The 20,702-nt window shown below is 72.4% G+C and carries 22 protein-coding genes; 7 read left to right on the forward strand and 15 right to left on the reverse strand.

Annotated features, from left to right (window positions below):
* The first annotated feature begins 17 nt into the window (after nucleotides 1–17).
* Entirely contained in the window at nucleotides 18–719 is a 702-nt protein-coding gene (locus tag ABD371_RS14695; RefSeq protein ID WP_344477233.1) for an O-methyltransferase, read from the forward strand.
* Between the two features lie 137 nt (nucleotides 720–856).
* On the opposite strand, the gene ABD371_RS14700 is transcribed toward ABD371_RS14695, so the two are convergent.
* A complete protein-coding gene (locus tag ABD371_RS14700) occupies nucleotides 857–1,024 on the reverse strand; it encodes a DUF3117 domain-containing protein (RefSeq protein ID WP_009997451.1) in 168 nt (55 codons plus the stop codon).
* 327 nt (nucleotides 1,025–1,351) lie between these two features.
* Here ABD371_RS14700 and chcB point away from each other — a divergent pair, with 327 nt between their 5' ends.
* The gene (gene chcB, locus ABD371_RS14705; protein ID WP_344476803.1) at nucleotides 1,352–2,152 is read left to right on the forward strand and encodes a 2-cyclohexenylcarbonyl CoA isomerase; all 801 of its coding nucleotides are present in this window, start codon (nucleotides 1,352–1,354) and stop codon (nucleotides 2,150–2,152) included.
* Nucleotides 2,153–2,190: 38 nt separating this feature from the next.
* On the opposite strand, the gene ABD371_RS14710 is transcribed toward chcB, so the two are convergent.
* Together ABD371_RS14710 and ABD371_RS14715 are read right to left on the reverse strand one after the other, a co-directional pair.
* A complete protein-coding gene (locus tag ABD371_RS14710) occupies nucleotides 2,191–2,781 on the reverse strand; it encodes a DNA-3-methyladenine glycosylase I (protein WP_344476805.1) in 591 nt (196 codons plus the stop codon).
* Nucleotides 2,778–3,149 (reverse strand): DivIVA domain-containing protein, encoded by a 372-nt coding sequence (locus tag ABD371_RS14715; RefSeq protein WP_344476807.1) that lies wholly within the window; start codon nucleotides 3,147–3,149, stop codon nucleotides 2,778–2,780. Before ABD371_RS14715 ends, ABD371_RS14710 begins: the two co-directional genes overlap by 4 nt.
* Before the next feature lie 116 nt (nucleotides 3,150–3,265).
* Between ABD371_RS14715 and folP the strand changes: the two genes are divergently transcribed.
* The gene (gene folP / locus ABD371_RS14720; RefSeq protein WP_344476809.1) at nucleotides 3,266–4,126 is read left to right on the forward strand and encodes a dihydropteroate synthase; all 861 of its coding nucleotides are present in this window, start codon (nucleotides 3,266–3,268) and stop codon (nucleotides 4,124–4,126) included.
* Nucleotides 4,127–4,186: 60 nt separating this feature from the next.
* Here folP and ABD371_RS14725 read toward each other — a convergent pair whose 3' ends face one another.
* Nucleotides 4,187–4,936: an LOG family protein gene (locus ABD371_RS14725; protein WP_344476811.1), complete on the reverse strand. Its 750-nt coding sequence runs from the start codon at nucleotides 4,934–4,936 to the stop codon at nucleotides 4,187–4,189.
* A gap of 71 nt (nucleotides 4,937–5,007) precedes the next feature.
* Nucleotides 5,008–6,087, reverse strand: a complete 1,080-nt coding sequence (gene dapE / locus ABD371_RS14730; RefSeq protein ID WP_344476813.1) for a succinyl-diaminopimelate desuccinylase — start codon at nucleotides 6,085–6,087, stop codon at nucleotides 5,008–5,010.
* Nucleotides 6,088–6,387: 300 nt separating this feature from the next.
* Between dapE and ABD371_RS14735 the strand changes: the two genes are divergently transcribed.
* Nucleotides 6,388–7,311 (forward strand): VldE C-terminal domain-containing protein, encoded by a 924-nt coding sequence (locus tag ABD371_RS14735; protein ID WP_344476815.1) that lies wholly within the window; start codon nucleotides 6,388–6,390, stop codon nucleotides 7,309–7,311.
* 358 nt (nucleotides 7,312–7,669) lie between these two features.
* Nucleotides 7,670–8,113 carry an ATP-binding protein gene (locus ABD371_RS14740; RefSeq protein ID WP_344476817.1) on the forward strand — a complete coding sequence of 148 codons (444 nt, stop codon included), beginning with the start codon at nucleotides 7,670–7,672 and terminating at the stop codon, nucleotides 8,111–8,113.
* A 70-nt stretch (nucleotides 8,114–8,183) separates the two neighbouring features.
* Here the strand turns inward: ABD371_RS14740 and dapC are convergent, their stop codons facing one another.
* Nucleotides 8,184–9,281 (reverse strand): succinyldiaminopimelate transaminase, encoded by a 1,098-nt coding sequence (gene dapC / locus ABD371_RS14745; protein WP_344476819.1) that lies wholly within the window; start codon nucleotides 9,279–9,281, stop codon nucleotides 8,184–8,186.
* 120 nt (nucleotides 9,282–9,401) lie between these two features.
* Nucleotides 9,402–9,719 carry a ferredoxin gene (gene fdxA / locus ABD371_RS14750; RefSeq protein ID WP_190124593.1) on the reverse strand — a complete coding sequence of 106 codons (318 nt, stop codon included), beginning with the start codon at nucleotides 9,717–9,719 and terminating at the stop codon, nucleotides 9,402–9,404.
* A 115-nt stretch (nucleotides 9,720–9,834) separates the two neighbouring features.
* Between fdxA and ABD371_RS14755 the strand changes: the two genes are divergently transcribed.
* Nucleotides 9,835–10,833: a GNAT family N-acetyltransferase gene (locus ABD371_RS14755; protein ID WP_344476822.1), complete on the forward strand. Its 999-nt coding sequence runs from the start codon at nucleotides 9,835–9,837 to the stop codon at nucleotides 10,831–10,833.
* Between the two features lie 28 nt (nucleotides 10,834–10,861).
* Nucleotides 10,862–11,701, forward strand: a complete 840-nt coding sequence (locus ABD371_RS14760) for a transglutaminase family protein (RefSeq protein WP_344476824.1) — start codon at nucleotides 10,862–10,864, stop codon at nucleotides 11,699–11,701.
* Between the two features lie 93 nt (nucleotides 11,702–11,794).
* Here the strand turns inward: ABD371_RS14760 and ABD371_RS14765 are convergent, their stop codons facing one another.
* The 8 genes from ABD371_RS14765 to ABD371_RS14800 all read right to left on the reverse strand — a co-directional run bounded on the left by ABD371_RS14765 (nucleotide 11,795) and on the right by ABD371_RS14800 (nucleotide 20,645).
* Nucleotides 11,795–14,218, reverse strand: a complete 2,424-nt coding sequence (locus ABD371_RS14765) for a hypothetical protein (RefSeq protein WP_344476826.1) — start codon at nucleotides 14,216–14,218, stop codon at nucleotides 11,795–11,797.
* Between the two features lie 303 nt (nucleotides 14,219–14,521).
* Nucleotides 14,522–14,959 carry a DUF6113 family protein gene (locus tag ABD371_RS14770; protein WP_344476828.1) on the reverse strand — a complete coding sequence of 146 codons (438 nt, stop codon included), beginning with the start codon at nucleotides 14,957–14,959 and terminating at the stop codon, nucleotides 14,522–14,524.
* Nucleotides 14,956–15,849 (reverse strand): N-acetyl-1-D-myo-inositol-2-amino-2-deoxy-alpha-D-glucopyranoside deacetylase, encoded by an 894-nt coding sequence (gene mshB / locus ABD371_RS14775; RefSeq protein WP_344476830.1) that lies wholly within the window; start codon nucleotides 15,847–15,849, stop codon nucleotides 14,956–14,958. The genes ABD371_RS14770 and mshB overlap by 4 nt, the downstream gene beginning before the upstream one ends.
* Nucleotides 15,850–15,933: 84 nt before the next feature.
* Entirely contained in the window at nucleotides 15,934–16,128 is a 195-nt protein-coding gene (locus ABD371_RS14780; protein WP_190124587.1) for a hypothetical protein, read from the reverse strand.
* Between the two features lie 530 nt (nucleotides 16,129–16,658).
* The gene (locus ABD371_RS14785) at nucleotides 16,659–17,699 is read right to left on the reverse strand and encodes an ABC transporter ATP-binding protein (protein ID WP_344476833.1); all 1,041 of its coding nucleotides are present in this window, start codon (nucleotides 17,697–17,699) and stop codon (nucleotides 16,659–16,661) included.
* Nucleotides 17,692–18,741: an ABC transporter ATP-binding protein gene (locus ABD371_RS14790; protein ID WP_344476835.1), complete on the reverse strand. Its 1,050-nt coding sequence runs from the start codon at nucleotides 18,739–18,741 to the stop codon at nucleotides 17,692–17,694. The genes ABD371_RS14785 and ABD371_RS14790 overlap by 8 nt, the downstream gene beginning before the upstream one ends.
* Nucleotides 18,742–18,751: 10 nt before the next feature.
* The gene (locus ABD371_RS14795) at nucleotides 18,752–19,729 is read right to left on the reverse strand and encodes an ABC transporter permease (protein ID WP_344476837.1); all 978 of its coding nucleotides are present in this window, start codon (nucleotides 19,727–19,729) and stop codon (nucleotides 18,752–18,754) included.
* On the reverse strand, nucleotides 19,722–20,645 hold the full coding sequence (locus ABD371_RS14800) for an ABC transporter permease (protein WP_344476840.1): 924 nt from the start codon (nucleotides 20,643–20,645) through the stop codon (nucleotides 19,722–19,724). The genes ABD371_RS14795 and ABD371_RS14800 overlap by 8 nt, the downstream gene beginning before the upstream one ends.
* Between the last annotated feature and the right edge of the window lie 57 nt (nucleotides 20,646–20,702).

The raw sequence follows: 20,702 nt of genomic DNA on the forward strand, positions 1-20,702 counted from the left end.
ACAACGCCCGGTCCCATCTGCGGGTTCCCGGGAGCAGCGGATACAGTCAACGTCGCGTTCAACTACGGGGACAGGAGAGGCCCATTACCGCCAACCGGCAGACAAGCTGGGCGTTCGCCGACGCCTTTGTCGCCGAGGACGACGCGCTGCACTGGGCCCGTGAGCGGGCCCGTGACTCAGGGCTCCCCTCGGTGTCGCCAGGGACCGGCGCCGCGCTGCGACTGCTGGCCGCCACCGCTGATGCGAAAGCGGTGGCGGAGATCGGCACGGGGACGGGCGTCTCCGGCATCTACCTGCTCCAGGGCATGCGGCCGGACGGGGTGCTGACCACGGTGGACCCGGAACCGGAGCGCCAGCAGTTCGCCAAACAGGCGTTCCGCGCGGCGGGCTTCGCGGGCAACCGGGCGCGCTTCATCCCCGGCCGTGCCCTCGATGTGCTGCCGAGGCTCGCGGACGGCGGGTACGACCTGGTCTTCTGCGACGGCGACCGGATGGAGTCGCTGGAGTGTCTGGCGGAGTCGCTGCGGCTGCTGAGGCCCGGCGGGCTGGTCTGCTTCGAGGGCGTCTTCGCCCGCGGCCGTACGGTCGACTCGGCGGCGCAGCCCGCCGAGGTGCTGCGGCTGCGGGAGCTGCTGCGCGCGGTGCGGGAGAGCCAGGAGCTGCTGCCCTCGCTGCTGCCGGTGGGGGACGGGCTGCTCTGCGCGGTCCGCCGCGGCTGACCCGGGCGGAGAGCCGGGAGCGGCCCGGGGCGGCCGGAGGGCCGGGCCGGGCGGTTCTCCCGGCCGGCCGGGAAAACAAACCGCCCCGGCACCTGTACGGCACCGGGGCGGGATGACTGTGGCGCGTCGCGCGCTCGTCAGCCGACGACCTTCTTCAGAGCATCGCCCAGCGCTTCGGCTTCGTCGGGAGTCAGCTCGACGACTAGCCGACCGCCGCCTTCGAGCGGAACGCGCATGACGATGCCCCGCCCCTCCTTGGTCACCTCGAGCGGGCCATCACCCGTCCGCGGCTTCATGGCCGCCATGCTCGTTCCCCTTCCTGAAACCAGCTCATCGTCAGCCGACGGCCGCCCGGGTAGGCGCTCGCACCGGCATCGAACACATTGCTTCCAGGTCATTATCCCGCATCGCGGGACCCGATGACCAACATCGGCCGGCATCGCTTAGGCAACGCGCTCTCGCAAAACCACTCAATTCGGCGATCCGCCTGCGATACTTCGCCGCCCTGCCAAGACTTTGCGGCCAAAGTCCGGCCGGTCCCGGTTTGACGCAGGTCACATGCCCGGGGCCGAAGATCTCCGCCATGCTGGGCCCGGACACCACCGCAGAGCCGCGAAGGGGAGCTGACAGACATGGCCGACTCCGTGCTGTACGAGGTGAGCGACGGGCTCGCGACAATCACGATCAACCGGCCCGAGGCCATGAACGCGATGAACATCGAGGCCAAGGAGGCCCTCCGGGAGGCCGCCGAGGCCGCGGCCGGGGATTGCGCCGTACGCGCGGTGCTGCTCACCGCCGCCGGGCGCGCCTTCTGCGTCGGCCAGGATCTGAAGGAGCATGTGTCGCTCCTCGCCGAGGACCGGAGGTCCGGGGCGGGCGGCACCATGAACACCGTCCGGGAGCACTACAACCCGATCGTCCGGGCCCTGGCGGGGATGGCGAAGCCGGTGGTGGCCGGGGTGAACGGGGTGGCCGCCGGGGCGGGCCTCGGTTTCGCCCTCGCGGCGGACTACCGGGTGGTCGCCGACACCGCGACCTTCACCACGGCCTTCGCGGGGGTCGCGCTGACCGCCGACTCCGGGGTCTCCTGGGCGCTGCCCCGGCTGGTCGGCCGGAGCAGGGCCGCCGAGCTGCTGCTCTTCCCGCGCTCGTTCTCCGCTCAGGAGGCGTACGACTGGGGCCTCGCCAACCGGCTGGTCCCGGCCGCCGAGCTGGCCGCCGAGGCCGCCGCGGTGGCCCGGGCGCTGGCGGACGGCCCGACCCTGGCCTATGCCGCGATCAAGGAGTCCCTCGCCTTCGGGGCCGATCACTCGCTCGACGAGGCCCTGGAGCGGGAGGGCGACCTCCAGGCGCGCGCGGGGGCGTCCGAGGACCACACGATCGCGGTCGAGGCCTTCATCGCGAAGGAGAAGCCGGTCTATCTGGGCCGGTAGCACCCGTTCCCCCGGGGCTCGCGGGCCCCGGGGAAGCCCTAGGTGCGGGCTCCGCGGGCGACGCAGCCCGCCAGGTGGTCGTCGACCAGGCCGCAGGCCTGCATCAGGGCGTAGGCGGTGGTGGGGCCGATGAAGCGCAGGCCCTTCTTCTTGAGGTCCTTGGCGAGGGCCGTGGACTCGTCGGTGACGGCGGGCACGTCGGCGACGGTTTTCGGCGCCGGGCGCTTCGCGGGGTCCGGCGCGTACGACCAGATGAGGGTGTCCAGCTCGCCGGGGGCCCAGCCGGCCAGCTCCCGGGCGTTGGCGAGGGTGGCGTCGATCTTGGCGCGGTTGCGGATGATGCCCTCGTCGGCGAGGAGCCGCTCCCGGTCGGCCTCGGTGAACTCCGCCACCGAGGTGATCTTGAACTCGTCGAAGGCGCGGCGGAACCCCTCGCGCCGCCGCAGGATGGTGATCCAGGAGAGCCCGGACTGGAAGGCCTCCAGACAGAGCCGCTCAAAGAGCGCGTCGTCGCCGTGGACCGGGCGGCCCCACTCCGTGTCGTGGTAGGCGATGTAGTCCTCGGTGGAGAGCCCCCAGGGGCAGCGGGGCTTTCCGTCGGGCCCGGCCGCGGTGCCGCCGTCGGTCATCGGCCCGGCTCCCCGTCGCGCTCGGTGAGCCCGCCCGGCTTGGTGAAGAGGTCCGGCCCGGCCACGGCGGTGGCCCGCGCCCCGGCGAGGGCGGACTCCAGCTCGGCGATCCGGGCGTCCCGCTCGGCCAGCTCGGCCCCGAGGCGGCCGAGCGCGTCGTCGACGTCCGCCATCCGGTAGCCGCGCACGGTCACCGGCAGCCGCAGCGCCTCCACATCGGCGCGGCCGACCGGCCGGTTCTCCGGCAGCGGGTCCACCAGCCGCTCGGGCGCGACCTCGGGCAGCGCGGCGCTGTCGCCGCCGCCGACCACGGCCAGCGTGACCGCCCCGACGACCACGACCATCGCGATCAGCAAGAACAAGAACACGAACGATCCTCCCCGGCCTCCGGCGGGTCGCCGGACGGAAACTGTCCCGGCTGATCGTGCCACGCCGGTGTGACAGTTAGGGTCGCAGCCGGACGACCTGAGGAGGAATACCGCTGATGCTGCGGCTGGGACAGCGTGAATTCGACACGCGTGAGCCGGTGATCATGGCGATCGTGAACCGTACGCCCGACTCGTTCTACGACCAGGGCGCGACGTTCCACGACGAGCCGGCGCTCGCCCGGGTCGAGCGGGCGGTGTCGGAGGGTGCCGCCATCATCGACATCGGCGGGGTCAAGGCCGGTCCCGGGGAGGAGGTCACGGCGGCGGAGGAGGCGCGCCGGACGGTCGGTTTCGTGGCCGAGGTGCGCAGGCGCTTCCCCGATGTGGTGATCAGCGTGGACACCTGGCGGCACGATGTGGGCGAGGCGGTCTGCGAGGCGGGCGCGGATCTGCTGAACGACGCGTGGGGCGGGGTGGACCCGAGACTCGCGGAGGTCGCCGCGCGGTACGGCGCGGGGCTGGTCTGCACCCACGCGGGCGGCGCCGAGCCGAGGACCAGACCGCACCGGATCGCCTACGACGACGTGGTGTCGGACATCCTGCGGGTGACGCTCGGGCTGGCCGAGCGGGCCGTGGAGCTGGGGGTGCGACGGGACGGGATCATGATCGACCCCGGTCATGACTTCGGGAAGAACACCCGGCACTCGCTGGAGGCCACGCGCCGCCTCGGGGAGCTGGTGGAGACGGGGTGGCCGGTGCTGGTCTCGCTGTCGAACAAGGACTTCGTCGGGGAGACGCTGGACCGCCCGGTCAAGGAGCGGGTGATCGGGACGCTCGCGACGACGGCCGTCTCGGCGTGGCTGGGGGCACAGGTGTACCGGGTGCACGAGGTCGCGGAGACCCGTCAGGTGCTGGACATGGTCGCCACGATCGCCGGCCACCGCGAACCCTCGGTGGCCCGCCGGGGCCTCGCCTGAGACCACCCGGCGGGGGCCGGGCCGTACGCCGCCCCGGCCCGCGCCGGCGGGACGAGGGCTCTAGAGCCCCGTCTCCTTCGTCACCAGGGAGACCGCCTCGTCCACGTCGTCCGTCACATGAAAGAGCAGCAGATCCCGCTCCGAGGCCTTCCCCTGCGCCACCACCGTGTTCCGCAGCCAGTCCACCAGGCCGCTCCAGTACTCCGTGCCGAACAGCACGATCGGGAAGCGGGTCACCTTGCCCGTCTGCACCAGGGTGAGCGCCTCGAACAGCTCGTCGAGGGTGCCCAGGCCGCCGGGGAGGACCACGAAGCCCGAGGCGTACTTCACGAACATCGTCTTGCGGACGAAGAAGTAGCGGAAGTTCACCCCGATGTCGACATGCTGATTGATCCCCTGCTCGAAGGGGAGCTCGATGCCCAGGCCCACCGAGATGCCCTTGGCCTCCCGGGCGCCCCGGTTCGCCGCCTCCATCGCGCCCGGGCCGCCGCCCGTGATCACCGCGAAGCCCGCGTCCACCAGGGCCTTGCCGATGCGGATGCCCGCCTCGTACTCGGGAGTGCCGACCGGGGTGCGGGCCGAGCCGAAGACACTGATCGCGCTGGGCAGTTCGGCGAGCGCGCCGAAGCCCTCCACGAACTCGGACTGGATGCGCATGACCCGCCAGGGGTCGGTGTGCACCCACTCGGAGTCGCCCTCGGTGTCCAGCAGCCGCTGGTCCGTGGTCCCGGGCTGTACCTGCTCCCTGCGGCGCAGCACCGGTCCCTGCCTCCGCTCCTCGAACGATCGCGCACCCTCGGGGTTGCCCATGACCTGCTCCCTCCGCCGAACATCGTTGCCGGTCCCCAGCGTAGGTCGACGAAGGCGACAAGAGGGGAAACTCAGGACGTCAGCCACTCCCGTAGCCGATTTTCACAGTGTGTGATCTTCTCCACGGCCACGTGCTCGTCCCGCTTGTGGGCGTAGAGCGCGTCCCCCGGTCCGTAGTTCACGGCGGGCACGCCGAGCGCGCTGAAGCGCGAGACGTCCGTCCAGCCGAACTTGGGCCGGGCGCTGCCGCCGACGGCCGCCATGAAGGCGGCGGCGGCCGGGTGCGAGAGTCCGGGCAGCGCGCCGCCCGAGTGGTCGTCCACGGTGAACGCGGCGACGCCGCAGCCCTCGAAGACCTCCCGCACATGGGCGATGGCCTCGGCCTCGCCGCGGTCCGGCGCGTACCGGTAGTTCACGGTGACGACGCACTCGTCGGGGATGACGTTGTTGGCGACGCCGCCCTCGATCCGTACCGCGTTGAGGCCCTCCCGGTACTCCAGCCCGTCGATCACCGGCCGCCTCGGCTCGTACGCGGCGAGGCGGGCCAGGATCGGCCCGGCGGCGTGGATCGCGTTGGAGCCCATCCAGGAGCGCGCGGAGTGCGCGCGCTCCCCCCGCGTCCGCAGCAGGACGCGCAGGGTGCCCTGGCAGCCTCCCTCGACCTCGGCGTCGGAGGGCTCCAGGAGTACGGCGAAGTCGCCCTCCAGCCAGTCGGGATGGGCCTCGGCGACATGGCCGAGACCGTTGAGGTGGGCCGCGACCTCCTCGTTGTCGTAGAAGACGAAGGTGAGATCGCGGTTGGGCGCGGGCACGGTGGCGGCGATCCGCAGCTGGAGCGCGACACCGGACTTCATGTCGCTGGTGCCGCAGCCCCAGAGCACGCCGTTCTCGTCCAGCCGCGAGGGGACGTTGTCGGCGATCGGCACGGTGTCGATGTGCCCGGCGAGCACCACCCGCTCGGCGTGGCCGAGCCGGGTGCGCGCGACCACATTGTTCCCGTGCCGGTCGACGGTGAGGTGCGGCAGCGCGCGCAGGGCCTGCTCGATGGCGTCCGCGAGAGGTTTCTCCTGGCCGCTGACGGAGGGGAAGTCGACCAGTGCGGCGGTCAGCGCGGGAGCGTCGAGGGTGAGGTCAAGCGCGGTGTGGGACATGCCCACGACGATAGCGCGGCCCTCCCCGACCGGGCCCGGGCCGACTCCCGGCACCGGCCCGGGTCCAAGGCGGCCCGACCCTGGGTCGTGTCTTCGAAGTCCCGTCTGCCTGTCGTGCCCTGGCACGCACGCTCGCCGCGTTGTCGTCAGTCGCCTACGGCCCCCTGGGCTTCGCCCGGGAGGTACCCCCACCGCGTGGGCTCCTTCCTCCGCCTTGCGACCGCACGCACCAGACCCCGCCAGACCCTCCCTACGGGAGGACGACGCCACTTCGAAGACACTCCCTAGTACGGTGGGCGGGTGTCCGAGCCCGTCTCTCCCGTCCGGCGCAGCCGTCTCACGCGTTTCACGGCTGCGTTCGTCGTACTGCTGGCGCTGATCGGCTATGTCGTGGTGCAGCACGTCTCGGACGGGTCGCCCCCGGGCTGTGTCGTCCGCGCGGGCTCCGGCGGCGGTCCGCGCTATGAACTCCAGCCGGAGATGGCGGCGAACGCCGCGACCATCTCGGCCGTGGGCACCACCCGGGGCCTGCCGGAGCGGGCGGTGACCATCGCGCTGGCGACCGCCCTCCAGGAGTCGGCGCTGCGCAACATCGAGCACGGCGACCGGGACTCGCTGGGGCTGTTCCAGCAGCGGCCGTCCAAGGGCTGGGGCACTCCGAAGCAGATCCTCGACCCGGTGTACTCGGCGGGGAAGTTCTACGAGCATCTCGTCCAGGTGCCCGGCTATTCGCGGCTGCCGCTGACGGTCGCCGCCCAGCGGGTGCAGCGCAGCGGTTTCCCGCAGGCGTACGCGAAGCACGAGCCGGACGCCGCGCTGCTGGCCGCCGCGCTCACCGGGCGCGCGGGCGCGACGCTGAACTGCACCGGGAGCGACGGCGCGGCCGAGGCGGGCGATCCGGCGCGGGTCCGCTCGGAGCTGGTGCGGGCGTTCGGCCCCGAGGTGCTGCCCGCCGTCTCCGGCGGGCCGGACCGTACGGCGGCGGCGTCCGGCGTACGGGAGATCAGCGTCCCGGTGCCGGCGGCGGGCGGCGGGGACGACGGGGCCGCGGCCAGGCGCGGCTGGGAGCTGGCGCACTGGGCGGTGGCCCGCTCCGGCGGGCTCCGGATCGAGGAGATCGTCCACGGGAACCGGGTCTGGAGCGCCGCCAGGGCCGACGAGGGCTGGCGCACCGAGGACCGTTCCGGGCCGGACGGCGGCGTCCGGCTGCGCGTCGCACGCTGATACGGACGCTCCCCCTCAGGAGGGAGCTTCGCCCGCGCCGCCGGCCGCCCGGCCGAACCGGGCGCGGGGACCGGCCCGGTTCGGGCCGCACCCCTTGGCGGCACTGGGGAGCAACGCTTCGGCGGCCTTCGGCGAGCCTTGGCGAAAGGGTGGCGTTTGCCCGTTTTTATCCATGACTGATAATGCGACGCATTGCTCATTCTTTACCTTGGCCCACCGCAACTTCCCCCGCCCCCCGAGCGGTTGTCACGGCGTCCGACGGCACGGACCGGCGCCACCCGGGGGCCGGTCCATCCGCTCGCCGGACGACAGAGACCCTCCCGGCACTTCCCGTGCCCTTCTCGTCCCAAGGAGCATCATGTCCCTCCCCCTGACCCGTCGGATCGCCCGTGTCGCGCTGATCGTCGCGGCGGGCGCGGCTCCCGTGATCGGCGCGGCCTCGTCCGCGAGCGCCGTGGAGCTCTCGCCGGGCAACCCGCTCGGCGGTGTCTCCGCCGTCGACGCGGGGAGCGTCGCCGCCACCGCCGACGGCACCGCGTCGCAGGGCTCGCAGCTGGTCGGGAACACCGGCGGCGACGCGGTCAAGAAGGCCGTGCCGACCGCGGGCAAGACCGTCGGCAGGGCGGGCAGGACGGCCACCCCCGCCGCCCAGAAGGCCGCCGGGGAGACCGCGGCCACGGCGGGCGGCGTCATCGGCGACACCGCGAGCGGCGCGACCGGGGCCCTTGGCAGCGCCTCCGCCGGCCCGAAGGGCGGCCTGCCCACCGGCCAGCTGCCGGTGGACGCCCTGCCGCTGGGCTGAGCGACGGGCCGAAGGACACGCGAAGGGGCCCGGGAGCCGCACACTCCCGGGCCCCTTCGCGTACGCGTTCTCAGCCGCCGAGGCGCTTGACCGCCGCCTCCACCCGCTCGTCGGTCGCGGTGAAGGCGACCCGGACGAACCGGTCGCCGGCGGGCCCGTAGAAGTCCCCGGGCGCGACCAGGATGCCCAGCCCGGCCAGGTGCGCCACCGTCTCCCAGCACGGCTCGTCGCGGGTGGCCCACAGATACAGGCTGGCCTCGCTGTGCTCGATCCGGAAGCCGTGCCCCTCCAGCGCGCCGCGCAGCGCGGCCCGGCGGGCCGCGTACCGCGCCCGCTGCTCGGCGACATGGGCGTCGTCGCCGAGGGCGGCGACGGTGGCCGCCTGGACCGGCGCGGGGGCCATCATCCCGCCGTGCTTGCGGATCTGGAGCAGCTCGCCCAGCACCCGCTCGTCACCGGCGATGAAGGCGGCACGGTACCCGGCCAGGTTGGAGCGCTTGGAGAGCGAGTGGACGGCGACCACGCCCTCGTACCCGCCGCCGCACACCTCGGGGTGCAGCACCGAGACGGGATCGGCCTCCCAGCCCAGTTCGAGATAGCACTCGTCACTGAAGACGAGCACCCCGTGCTCACGGGCCCAGGCGACGATCCGGACCAGCTCGTCCTTGGCGAGGACGCGACCGGTGGGGTTGGAGGGCGAGTTCAGCCAGAGCAGCTTCAGGCCGGCCGGGTCCAGGGTCGTCGGGTCGTCGTAGGCGACCGCGTTCGCGCCGCAGAGCCGCGCGCCGACCTCGTACGTCGGGTAGGCGAGCCGGGGGTGGGCCACCGTGTCCCCGGGGCCCAGGCCCAGCTGGGTCGGCAGCCAGGCCACCAGCTCCTTGGAGCCGACGACGGGCAGCACATTGGCGTGCGTCACGCCGGTCGCGCCGAGACGCTCCCCCACCCAGCCGGTGAGCGCGTTCCGCAGCGCGACCGTCCCCCACACCGTGGGATAGCCGGGCGAGTCGGCCGCCTCGATCAGCGCCTTCTGGATCAGCTCCGGGACCGGGTCGACCGGCGTCCCCACGGAGAGGTCCACGATGCCGTCGGCGTGCGCCGCGGCCGTCGCCTTATAAGGCTCCAGCCGGTCCCAGGGGAAGACGGGAAGGCGGGAAGAGACTGCGGACACGGGCTTTCTCTCTCTCGTACGCGTGACAGTGGGCCCGGGGCCGCACACGGCCCCGAACACCTCGGTCCCGCACGGACGACGACCGTACGGGACCGGAAGGGGGACGGACTCGCCGAGACGCTAGGCCTGCGGCGGCAGCGAGGCCACGAAGGGGTGGTCGCGCTCGATCAGCCCCAGCTTGGAAGCGCCGCCGGGCGAACCCAGCTCGTCGAAGAACTCGACGTTCGCCTTGTAGTAGTCCTTCCACTCCTCCGGAGTGTCGTCCTCGTAGAAGATCGCCTCAACGGGGCACACCGGCTCGCACGCTCCACAGTCGACGCATTCGTCCGGGTGGATGTACAAGGACCGGGAACCCTCATAGATGCAGTCGACGGGGCACTCCTCGATGCATGCCTTGTCCTTGACGTCGACACAAGGCTGCGCGATGACGTAGGTCACGCTGTCGTTCCTCCTCGGTAGGGCTGGCATTTGCGCGGGAGCGCGGCGTCGTCGATGCCCGCCTCTAGTATCTCCGTTCCTGAGGACGATCCGAACAGGAGGGGCTCGCAGACCTGTGGAATTCATCGGCTCCGGACGACTCGAAGTCCGTATTACACCCCTTGACGTGGGCAAACGGGTATCAATCAGACGCCTTGTCGACATGGCGACCGAGAGCCCCGCCTTCACCGACGCGGTCGGCGTTCTCACATCCTGGGACAACGGTGTGCTGCTGATCACACGGAAGACCGGTGAGGTCGTCAGCGTCCCGGAAGAATCCCTGGTCGCGGGCAAGGTCGTCCCCGCCGCACCCGCCCGCAGACGGGGGCCCGCGACGGACTTCACGGAGCTGACCCGGGTGACCGCGAGGGCCTGGCAGCCGGTGGAGAGCGAACCGCTCGGCGAGTGGCGGCTGCGGGCCGCCGCAGGCTTCACCCGGCGGGCGAACTCGGCGCTGCCGACCGGCGATCCCGGAGTCCCGCTCATCGAAGCGCTGGCACAGGTGAGCGACTGGTACCGGGCCCGGAATCTGCCCCCGTACGTACAGGCCGCGACCGGGGCCGCCGGAACCCAGGAGGCACTCGCCGCCGAACTGGAGGCGCGCGGCTGGCGGCGCGAGGTCTCGGCCGACGTACGGATCGCGGGGCTCGCGCCCGTCGCCGATCTCGACGCCGATGCGGACCGGGTGACCCTGGCGCGCTCCTTCGACGAGGCGTGGCTGCGCCGCTACCAGCGCTCCGGCGAGGCCGGCGCGCATGTGCTGAAGGTGCTGGGCAGCGGCCCCTCCGTGTGGTTCGCCTCGGTGTCCGGCGGCGGCGACGTGCCCGCGGCGATCGGCCGGTGCGTGATCGACGGCCGGTGGGCGGGGTTCATGGCGGTGGAGGTCGACCCGGCCCACCGCAGGCAGGGGCTCGCCACGGCCGTGATGACCGCGCTCGCCCGGCGGGCGCTGGCGGAGGGGGCGTCCGCCGCCTGGCTCCAGGTGGAGACGGACAATGAAGGGGCACGCGCGCTGTACCGGGGCATGGGCTTCGAGACCCACCACAGCTATCACCACTTCCGGCCCGGCCCCTGAAGCCTCCGACAGACGGGTACGAGTGAACATGCACGACGATCGCGCCGAGCACCGGAACCGGTTCGCCGAGGAGGCACGCTCGGAGCACCCCGATCTCTCGCTGCTCGCCCTGCTGATCGGCGCGGTCGCCGATCCGGCGATGGGCGAGACCGGGATCGACGCGGCCCAGATCGAACTGGACCGGCTCGCCGGACAGCTGCCGTACGGGCCGAAGAGCCCGCACGCCTGGGCCGCGGCCCTGGCCGAGCTGCTCGGCGGTCGCGAGGGCTTCCACGGCACCGCCGGCGACTACGAGCACCTGGAGTCCTCCCTGCTCCACGAGGTGCTGCGGCGCCGCCGGGGACTGCCGATCCTGCTCTCCGTGGTCTGGTCGGAGGTGGCCCGGCGGGCCGGGGCCCCGGTGTACGGGGTGGCTCTCCCCGGCCACTTCGTGGTCGGCTTCGGGGAGAGCGACGCCCCCGAGGGGCCGGTGCTCGCGGATCCCTTCGCCGGCGGCAGGCCGCTGTCCGGGACCGACGCCGAGCTGCTGGTGACGGGGGCGACGGGCGCGCCGCTCGACCCCGCCTCGCTGGCCCCGGCGTCCACGCTCGATGTGGTGCTGCGGATCCTGAACAACATCCGCGCCTGGGCGGCGGCCCGGCCGGAGCGCTCGGAGGTCGGCCTCTGGGCGGTGGAGCTGGCGCTGCTGCTGCCCTCCCATCCGGCCCGGTTGCGCTACGAGCGGGCGGAACTGCTGGTGCGGCGCGGGGACTTCCTGACCGGCGCTGCGGAGCTGGAGGCGTACGCCGAGCTGGTGGCGGCGGTGGAGCCGTCGGCCGCCGAGTCGATCCGGGGACGGGCCAGGGCGGCCCGCGCGAGGCTGAACTGAGCGCTCACGCCGCTGCCGTACCGGGAGAGCGCGATGCCCGGCCGGGGCCTGACGGCCCGGCCGGGCATCGGATCAGCTCGGATTGAACTCGATTCAGCTCGGGTTCAGCGGAATCTCCACCGTGCGCTCCTGAGGCGTCTTGCCGCGCAGCGCCGGTCCCATCGCCTGGGCGATGTCGGTCGGGCTGAGCTGGTGCTGCTTGCCGTCGCCCTTGGTGATCATCACACCGACGAAGGTCTGCCCCATGAGCCGCTCGATGGCCTCCTTGTCGTAGACCTCGACCAGCTTGCCGTCCACCGGCTTCATGGAGAGGATCTGCGGCAGCGAGATCGAGGGGCCGAAGGGGATGTCCCGGCCGCCGGCCTTGATGGTGATCAGACCGGACATCGCGGGCTCGGCGAACTCCTTCATGGCCCGGTCGATCTCGTCCTGGCCGATCGCCGGCTCGCGCTTGGCGACCGGCAGCTGGACCGCGCTCGGCTTCCCCGTCTCGACCTGGGCGCGGAACGCGTCCTTCACCGAGATCATGGAACGGGAGACGTCCAGCGCCTGGCCCGGCTTCCCGGGGACGGCGACGGCCTTGCCCGGCTCGAACGTGATTGTGCCCTCGACCGCCGAGCCCGACTCGCCCGCGAGGTCGGTGAGCGCGACGCTCAGCTTCTCCTCGTCCACCGGGATCACCGGCTCCACGACCCGCGCGTCGCCGAAGAGCGAACCGATCACCGAGACGGGGTTGTAGTCGCTGCCGGCCGCCTTGCGGACGGTCTCCTGGCTGTCCAGCACCAGACCGGCCTTGTCCGGGGCGAGCTGCGCCTTCTTGCCGCCGACGGTGAGCTGGAGGGGGGTGGCCGCCCGCTTGCCGAGGGCCTGCTCCAGCTTGACGACCGCCTGCTCCTTGGTGCCGCCGCCGATGTCCACGCCGAGGACCGTGGTGCTCTTGGGCACCTCGGAGTGGTTCAGCAGCAGACCGGCGCCGTAGGCGACACCGGCGAGACCGACCACGGCCGCGCCGAGGAGGACCAGCTTGGAGCGGCCCTTCTTCTTCTTGGCGGGCGGGGCGGAACGCGCGGGCGCGGGGGTCGGGGCCGGGAACGGGAACGCGGGGGCGGCGGACCCTTCAGGACCGGCGGGACCCGCCGGACCGCCGGAGCCCCCGGGGCCACCGGCCGAGCCGGGGCCGGGGCCGGGGCCGGGACCGCCGGGGAACGCCGACGCCGGGGAAGCGCCGCCGCCCTTGGCCTTGGGACCGCCCTTGGTCTTGGGACCGCGCGCGCCCGGACCCCGGTGCTCGGCCGGGACGACCGGGATGCCGCTGGTGAGCGTGTCCCCGGAGACCTGGCCGCCGGGGCCGGGTCCGGCCGCCGGTCCGGGAGCGGGCTTCTGCGGGGTCAGCACGGCGGTGTCGTCGGACATCCGGGGCGGGCCGCCCGCCGAGCCGCCGGGGCCCGCCGGAGCGCCCTTGCCGGGGCGCCGGCCCAGCGGCATGGTGCCGCGCGCCGGTCCCGAGGTGGCTCCGGCCGGAGCCGCCGGGCCGTCGGCGGGGACACCGCTGCCCGTCGCCAGATCGCTCAGCGCGCTGCGGGGCTGGGAGGCCTCGGCCGGGTGAGCGCCGCCCTGCGGACCGGGGACCGGGCCCCGGGGCGCGGGCAGCCCGTCCTGCGCGGCGGGCGGCGTGGGCGCGGTGCCCTGGAGGCCCGCCATCATGCCCTGCGCACCGGGCGCGGGACGCCGGGGGGAGGGCAGCGCGTCGGGGCCGGCCGGGGCCTGGGCCTGGAAGGGGTCCTGAGGGCCGGGGGCCGTACCCGCGAAAGCGTCGCCCGGGACCGTGCCCTGGTAGCCGGACGGAATGTCCAGCGGACCCGGCGGCAGCCCGTGCGGGGTCGGCGGAAGGCCCTGGGCGGGCGTCGGAGGCTGCGGAGCGGCCGGGACGCCCGGCGGAGCGGGCTGCGCCGCCGAAGCGTCGGCCCCGGCCGCCGGGGACGGCATGCCGGCCCCATTGGTGGAGCCCCGCCGTGGCGCGAACCAGTCGTTGGGCGCGGCCTTCTCCTCAGCCGGCGCAGCGGCGACCGGCGCGGGGCCGGGGGCCGGTGCGGGCGCGGGCACGGCGGAGCCCGGGGCGTCCGGACCGCCTATCACCGGCATCGCCGCCGTACGCTCGATGTCCGCCTCGGCGGCTCCCGGAGCCCCGGGAGCACCGGCCGCGGAACCGGCCGCGGAATCCGCGTCGGCCATCGGCTTGCGCATCACCACGGGCGGAATCGGCCGCGATCCCGGAATGTTGATCCGGATGCGCGTCGTCAGCGTCGTCTCGGTCTTCGGCTCGGACTTGGTCCTGGCGCCGTCCGCCCGCTGCTCGGGGGACCCGTCGGCGACACCGGCCGCCGCGCCGTCAGGAGTGTCCTGCGTCGATTGCGGGGACGGATACTGGCGCGATCCGTACGGCGGTGTCCCCGAGGGGTACGCGGCTCCACCGCGCCCCTGGGGCCCGGAGGACGAACTGTCAGTTTCACGACTCAAAGCAGGTTCTCCCGGTTGGCTTCGCCGCCCGTTTCTTACTGGATAGCTACTGCTGTGGGCGGCTCGGCGGCGCGCACCACCATACTGGCCGCCACGGACACTGATCTCTGCGACGGTACGGAGCGCCATGACGTCCGGCCGTACGGGCATGGCCGGCACGGGAATGCGACGCTCTCCGTGGCGACACCCTAGTTCGTGTCCTCAACGTTCCGCCTGCCCCCCTGCGAGGCGGGCGACGCCACTTCGACGACACTCCCGGGCGGACCCGGCGAACGCCGGCCCCCCGGGGGTGCCGCACGTCCTTTATCTGTCAAGTCGGGTGATGATGCCGCCCGGTTGCGTCGAACGCGCCATGGTGGCACACATCACAGCGAGGGTCATCCCTCCGATGATGTAGACGATCGGTCCGATCCCGGCGGAGAAGACCCCGTCCCCCTCCGGGCGTCCGCCGCTCAGCCACAGGACGGTGACCAGCCATCCGGCGGCGGACGCGAAGACCGCGAGCTGGGTTCCGACGGCCCGGGCCGAGCCCAGGAAGAGGCCCGCCGAGGCCAGCAGCGCGAGCAGCAGACCGCCGGGGAACCAGGCTCCCTGGACCAGGGATCCGGCCGTGCCGACCACCGCGCCGAGCAGCAGAAGTCCGAGGTACGCGGCGATCCGCAGAGGTCCCGCCGCCTTGGCGCGCCCGTTCCCGCCGGGGGTCTCGCCGGAGGCCCCGCCGGGGGTCCTGTCGGCGCTCATCCGGCGATTCCCGCGAAGAGATCGCGCTCACGTTCGCCGGTGGGCGCGCCGGGCGCGCCCTGGACCAACTCGTAGTACTCGGTCGTGAAGATCGGCTGGGCGAGATGGTTGGAGAGCGCGAAACGGTCGCCGTCGACCACGACTTGGGTGGCGTGGGCGCGCATGGCCGCCGCCTTGGCCCCCGCGTGGGCGGTGCCGTCGATCTCGGTGGTGATCAGCGTGTCGTCCACGACTCCGGGGACGTCGTCGACGCGGGCGACGCCGTCCGCGAACCCCGTCAGCGGCTGGGCGCGCAGGCGCTCGAAGCTCTCCTCGGCCACCGAGCGCGGCACCCGGTTCCAGTAGATCTTCGCGATGGTGTGGGGCTCGCCGAGGTCCTGCCGGTGGCCGGGGTCGGCGGCGAGCGTGGCGGCGAGCGTGGCGACCCGGTGGGCCTGGATGTGGTCGGGGTGGCCGTAGCCGCCGTCGGGGTCGTAGGTGACCAGGACCTGGGGACGCACCGATCGGATGATCTCCACGAGGGGTGCGGCGGCCGTCTCGACGGGGGTGCGCCAGAAGACGCCCTCGCGCTCGTTCTGTCCGACGCCCATCATCCCGGAGTCGCGGAAGCGTCCCCGCCCGCCGAGGAAGCGGTGGTCGGTGACGCCCAGCTCCTTCATCGCGGCGGCCAGTTCGGTCGCCCGGTACGGGCCCAGCCGGTCCTCGCGGTCGGAGGTGAGGGCGGCGAGTTCCGGCGGGATGACCTCGCCCTCTTCTCCGAGGGTGCAGGTCACCAGGGTGACCTGGGCGCCCGATGCGGCGTACCTGGCCATCGTCGCGCCATTGTTGATCGACTCGTCGTCGGGGTGCGCGTGCACCAGGAGCAGACGACGGGCGGAAGGATCCTTCATGGGGACACCCTACGAGGCAAGGGGGTGCCGCCGCGCCGGCTCGGCGAGCCGGCGGTCCTTACGGGTGTTTGCGGGTGGGACGGGTCAGAACTTGAAGTCGCCGATCATCCCCGCCACGTTCGACGTCAGATCGGCGATCGTCGGCGCGATGGACGAGCTGGCGAGATAGAACCCGAGCAACATGCAGACCGCGGCATGTCCCCCCTTGAGTCCGGACTTCCGGATCAGCAGGAAGACGATGATCGCCAGCAGCAGCACCGCCGAAATCGAGAGTGCCACGGCGGTTCACCTCCACAGATATTCGGTCGGGACAGGCAGCTTGCATGTGCCAGATGGTTCTACCCACCTTGCGCTACGGATCATAACTATCCGTGCGAACGCATTGATCGGTGCACGGCAGCACACGGGGGCGCACGACCGACGGGAGTGTCTTCAATGTGACGTCGTCCGACCGGAATACGAGCGCCGGTGGCGGGAAGGGGAGTTGGGCGCAGGGCGGACCGTCCCCGCCGGGGCCCGGTCGGGCCTCCTCGGCGAGCTCTCAGATCTGGCCGAATCTTTTCCCTGACTCCGGACCCGGGCCGGGACCCGGCCACGGCCCCGGGCGGGCCCGACCGTCCGGAAGTGACATGACGGACTTCCGGACGGTCCACGGCACCCGCACGGCCGTACGCGCCCCAGCCTGGCGAGTCCGTGTGTCGGGCCGGCGACGGGCGCGTTGCCCCGGCGTAAAAGAGGCCGCTCAGACGCTCGGGCGCGAGGGGGAGCGGGCGCTCGGGCGGGCTCGGGCGCTCAGCCGCTCGGACCGCTCAGTCGCTCGGGCCGGCGGTCGGCACGACCCGCTTCTCCTCGGCGAAGTGACAGGCCGAGGGGTGTTTCGCCGGGCCTTCGGCGAGCCTGAACTCGGCGGGGACCGCGAGCAGGGGCACCTCCAGGGCGCATCTCTCCCGCGCCTTCCAGCAGCGGGTGCGGAAGCGGCAGCCGGAGGGGATGTGCGCGGGCGAGGGGACGTCGCCGCCGAGCAGGATCCGTTCACGGTGCTCACGGGCGAGCGGGTCCGGCACGGGCACGGCGGAGAGCAGGGCCTGGGTGTACGGGTGGGTGGGGTGGTCGTAGATCTCCTCGTCGCGGCCCAGCTCCACCACCCGTCCGAGGTACATCACACCGACCCGGTCGGAGATGTGGCGGACGATCGACAGGTCGTGGGAGATGAAGACGAGGCTGAGGCCCAGTTCCCGCTGGAGCGCGGCGAGCAGATTGATGACCTGGGCCTGGACGGAGACGTCGAGCGCCGAGACGGGCTCGTCGGCGACAATGATCTCCGGCCGGAGCGCCAGTCCCCGGGCGATGCCGATGCGCTGCCGCTGGCCGCCGCTGAACTGGTGGGGATAGCGGTTGATGTACTCGGGGTTGAGTCCGACCACGTCGAGCAGTTCGCGCACCCTGCGCCCGCGGTCGCCCTTGGGGGCCACTTCGGGGTGGATGTCGAACGGTTCGCCGATGATGTCGCCGACGGTCATCCGGGGGTTGAGCGAGGTGTACGGGTCCTGGAAGACCATCTGGATATTGCGGCGCACGCGCTTCAGGGCGCGGCCGGAGAGCTTGGTGACGTCCTCGCCCTTGTAGCGGAGCACCCCGGCGGTGGGGCGTTCGAGGTGGACGATCATCTTGGCGAGGGTGGACTTCCCGCAGCCGGACTCGCCCACGATGCCGAGGGTCTCGCCGGGCAGCAGATCGAGGTCGACGCCGTCGACGGCCTTGACCGCGCCGATCTGCTTCTTGAACAGGATGCCCCGGGTGAGCGGGTAGTGCTTGACCAGTCCGCGCATTTCGAGGATCGGCTCAGTCATCGGCCTGCTCCTCGCTCGTGGCCCCGGGTTCTCCCCCGGGCTTTTCGCCGGGCTTTTCGCCGGGCTTCTCCCGGCCGAGCGTCTCCCGCCAGAAGTGGCAGGCGCTGCGGCGCCCGGGGGCGACCTCGTACAGCGGTGGTTCGTCGGTGCGGCAGATGTCCTGGGCGATGGGGCAGCGGGGGTTGAAGGCGCAGCCGGGCGGGATGCGCGTGAGATTGGGCGGCAGGCCCTTGATGGCGTACAGCTCCCGGCCCTTCTGGTCCAGGCGGGGGATCGATTCGAGCAGGCCCCGGGTGTAGGGGTGGGCGGGGGCGCGGTAGATGTCGTGGACGGGGGCGGTCTCCACGATCCGGCCCGCGTACATCACCGCGATCCGGTCGGCGACGTCGGCGACGACTCCGAGGTCGTGGGTGATGAGGATCAGCCCCATGTTCAGCTCGCGCTGGAGCCCGGCGAGCAGCTCCATCACCTGGGCCTGGACGGTGACGTCGAGGGCGGTGGTGGGCTCGTCGGCGATGATCAGGGCGGGCTCCAGGGCCAGCGCCATGGCGATCATGATGCGCTGGCGCATGCCGCCGGAGAACTGGTGGGGGTACTGCCGTACGCGTTCCTCCGCGCCGGGGATGCCGACCCGCTCCATCAGCTCGACGGCGCGGGCGCGGGCCGCCTTGCGGGACAGTCCCCGGTGGACGGTGAACATCTCGCCGAGCTGGTCGCCGACGTTGAGCACCGGGTTGAGCGAGGAGAGGGCGTCCTGGAAGATCATCGCCATTCCCGCGCCGCGGATCCTCCGCCGCTGTTCCTCCTTGAGTTTCAGCAGGTCCTCGCCCTGGAAGAGGATCTGGCCGCCGGTGATCCGGCCCGGGGGCGTGTCGAGGATGCCCATGACGGCCTGGGCGGTGACGGACTTCCCGGATCCCGACTCGCCGAGGACGGCGAGGGTCCGGCCCTCCTCGACGGTGTAGTCGACGCCGTTGACGGCCCGGGCGACCCCTTCCCTGGTACGGAACTCGACGTGAAGATCTCGTACTTCGAGCAGCATCGCGGGCTCCTCAGCGCAGCTTGGGGTCGAGGGCGTCGCGCACCGCGTCGCCGAGCATGATGAACGCGAGCACGGTGACGGCCAGCGCGCCGGCCGGCCAGAGCAGCATGTGCGGGGCGTTGCGGATGTAGGGCGAGGCGGAGGAGATGTCGATGCCCCAGGAGACGGTGGGCGGTCTCAGTCCGACGCCGAGGTAGGAGAGGGTCGCCTCCAGGGAGATGTAGGTGCCCAGCGCGATGGTGGCGACGACGATGACGGGGGCGATCGCGTTGGGCGCGATGTGGCGGAGCAGCATCCGGGCGTTGGACGCGCCGAGGGCGCGGGCGGCCTGGACGTAGTCGTTGTGTTTGGCGGTGATGACCGAGCCCCGGGCGATGCGGGAGATCTGGGGCCAGCCGAGCAGCACCATGAATCCGACGACGGGCCAGACGGTGGTGGACTGGACGACGGAGAGGAGGACGAGTCCGCCGAGGATGACGGGGATGGCGAAGAAGACGTCGGTGAGCCGGGAGAGCACGGCGTCCGGCGCTCCCCCGTAGAAGCCCGCGAGCCCGCCGAGGGCGCAGCCGAGGAGCGCGACGCCGAGGGTGGCGCAGACGCCGACGGTGACGGAGGTGCGCGCGCCGTAGACGGTACGGGTGTAGACGTCGCAGCCCTGGCCGTTGAAGCCGAAGGGGTGGCCGGGCTGGGAGCCCTCCTGGGCCTTGGCCAGATCGCACTGGAGGGGGTTTCCGGAGGCGATCAGGGAGGGCCAGATCGCGATGGTCACCAGGAAGAGGATGAACAGCGCGGAGAGGATGAAGACGGGGTTGCGGCGCAGATCGCGCCAGGCGTCGGACCAGAGGCTGCGGGCCTTCTCCGGGCCGGTGCCGAGGGGTCCGCCGGGGAGGTGTTCCAGGCTCTCGCCCTCGCCGGTGGCGAGGTCCATCGTGCCGCCCGCGCCGGTCGGCGCGATGGCTCCTTGGTCGTCGAACGGCGGCTCAGGCATAGCGGATCCTCGGGTCGAGTACGGCGTACAGCAGGTCCACGAGCAGATTCGCCAGGAGGAAGACCAGCACCAGCACGGTGACGAAGCCGACGACGGTCTGGGTGCTCTGGCGGAGGATGCCTTGGTAGAGCTGGTAGCCGACGCCGTGGATGTTGAAGATGCGCTCGGTGACGATCGCTCCGCCCATCAGCGCGCCGATGTCGGTGCCGATGAAGGTGACGACGGGGATGAGGGAGTTGCGGAGCAGATGGCGGGTGATGACCCGGCGGTGGGGCAGGCCCTTGGCCTTGGCGGTGCGGACGTAGTCGGAGCGGGCGTTCTCGGCGATGGAGGTCCGGGTGAGCCGGGTGACGTAGGCGAGCGAGACGGAGGCGAGGACCAGGCCGGGGACGATCAGCTCGTCGAGGGGGGCGGCGGGTGAGACGGCGGGCTTGATGATGCCCCATTCGACGCCGAGGAGGAGCTGGAGCAGCAGGCCGGTGACGAAGGTGGGGACGGAGATGACGACGAGGGTGAGCAGGAGGACGGAGGTGTCGACGGGGCGGCCCCGGCGCAGTCCGGTGATCACTCCGAGGGTGATGCCGATGACGATCTCGAAGAAGATCGCGACCAGGGTGAGCCGGATGGTGACCGGGAAGGCGTCGGCCATCAGCTCGATGACGGGCTGGCCGTTGAAGGCGGTGCCGAAGTCGCCGGTGAAGACGTTGCCCATGTAGGTGAGGTATTGCTGCCACACCGGCTTGTCGAGGCCGAACTCCTTGCGCAGCTGGGCGGCGGTGGCGGGGTCGCAGGCCCGCTGGCCGCAGAGGCCCTGGACGGGGTCGCCCATCACATTGACCATGAGGAAGATCAGCAGCGTGGCGCCGAAGAAGACGGGGATCATCTGCAGCAGCCGCCGGATCACATAACGTCCCATCAGGGGCTCCCGGGGTCGTGGTCACGGTGGAAGGGGTGGTCCGGCGGGGCGGGCGCG

This window comes from Streptomyces amakusaensis, assembly GCF_039532665.1.
Classification (GTDB): domain Bacteria; phylum Actinomycetota; class Actinomycetes; order Streptomycetales; family Streptomycetaceae; genus Streptomyces; species Streptomyces amakusaensis.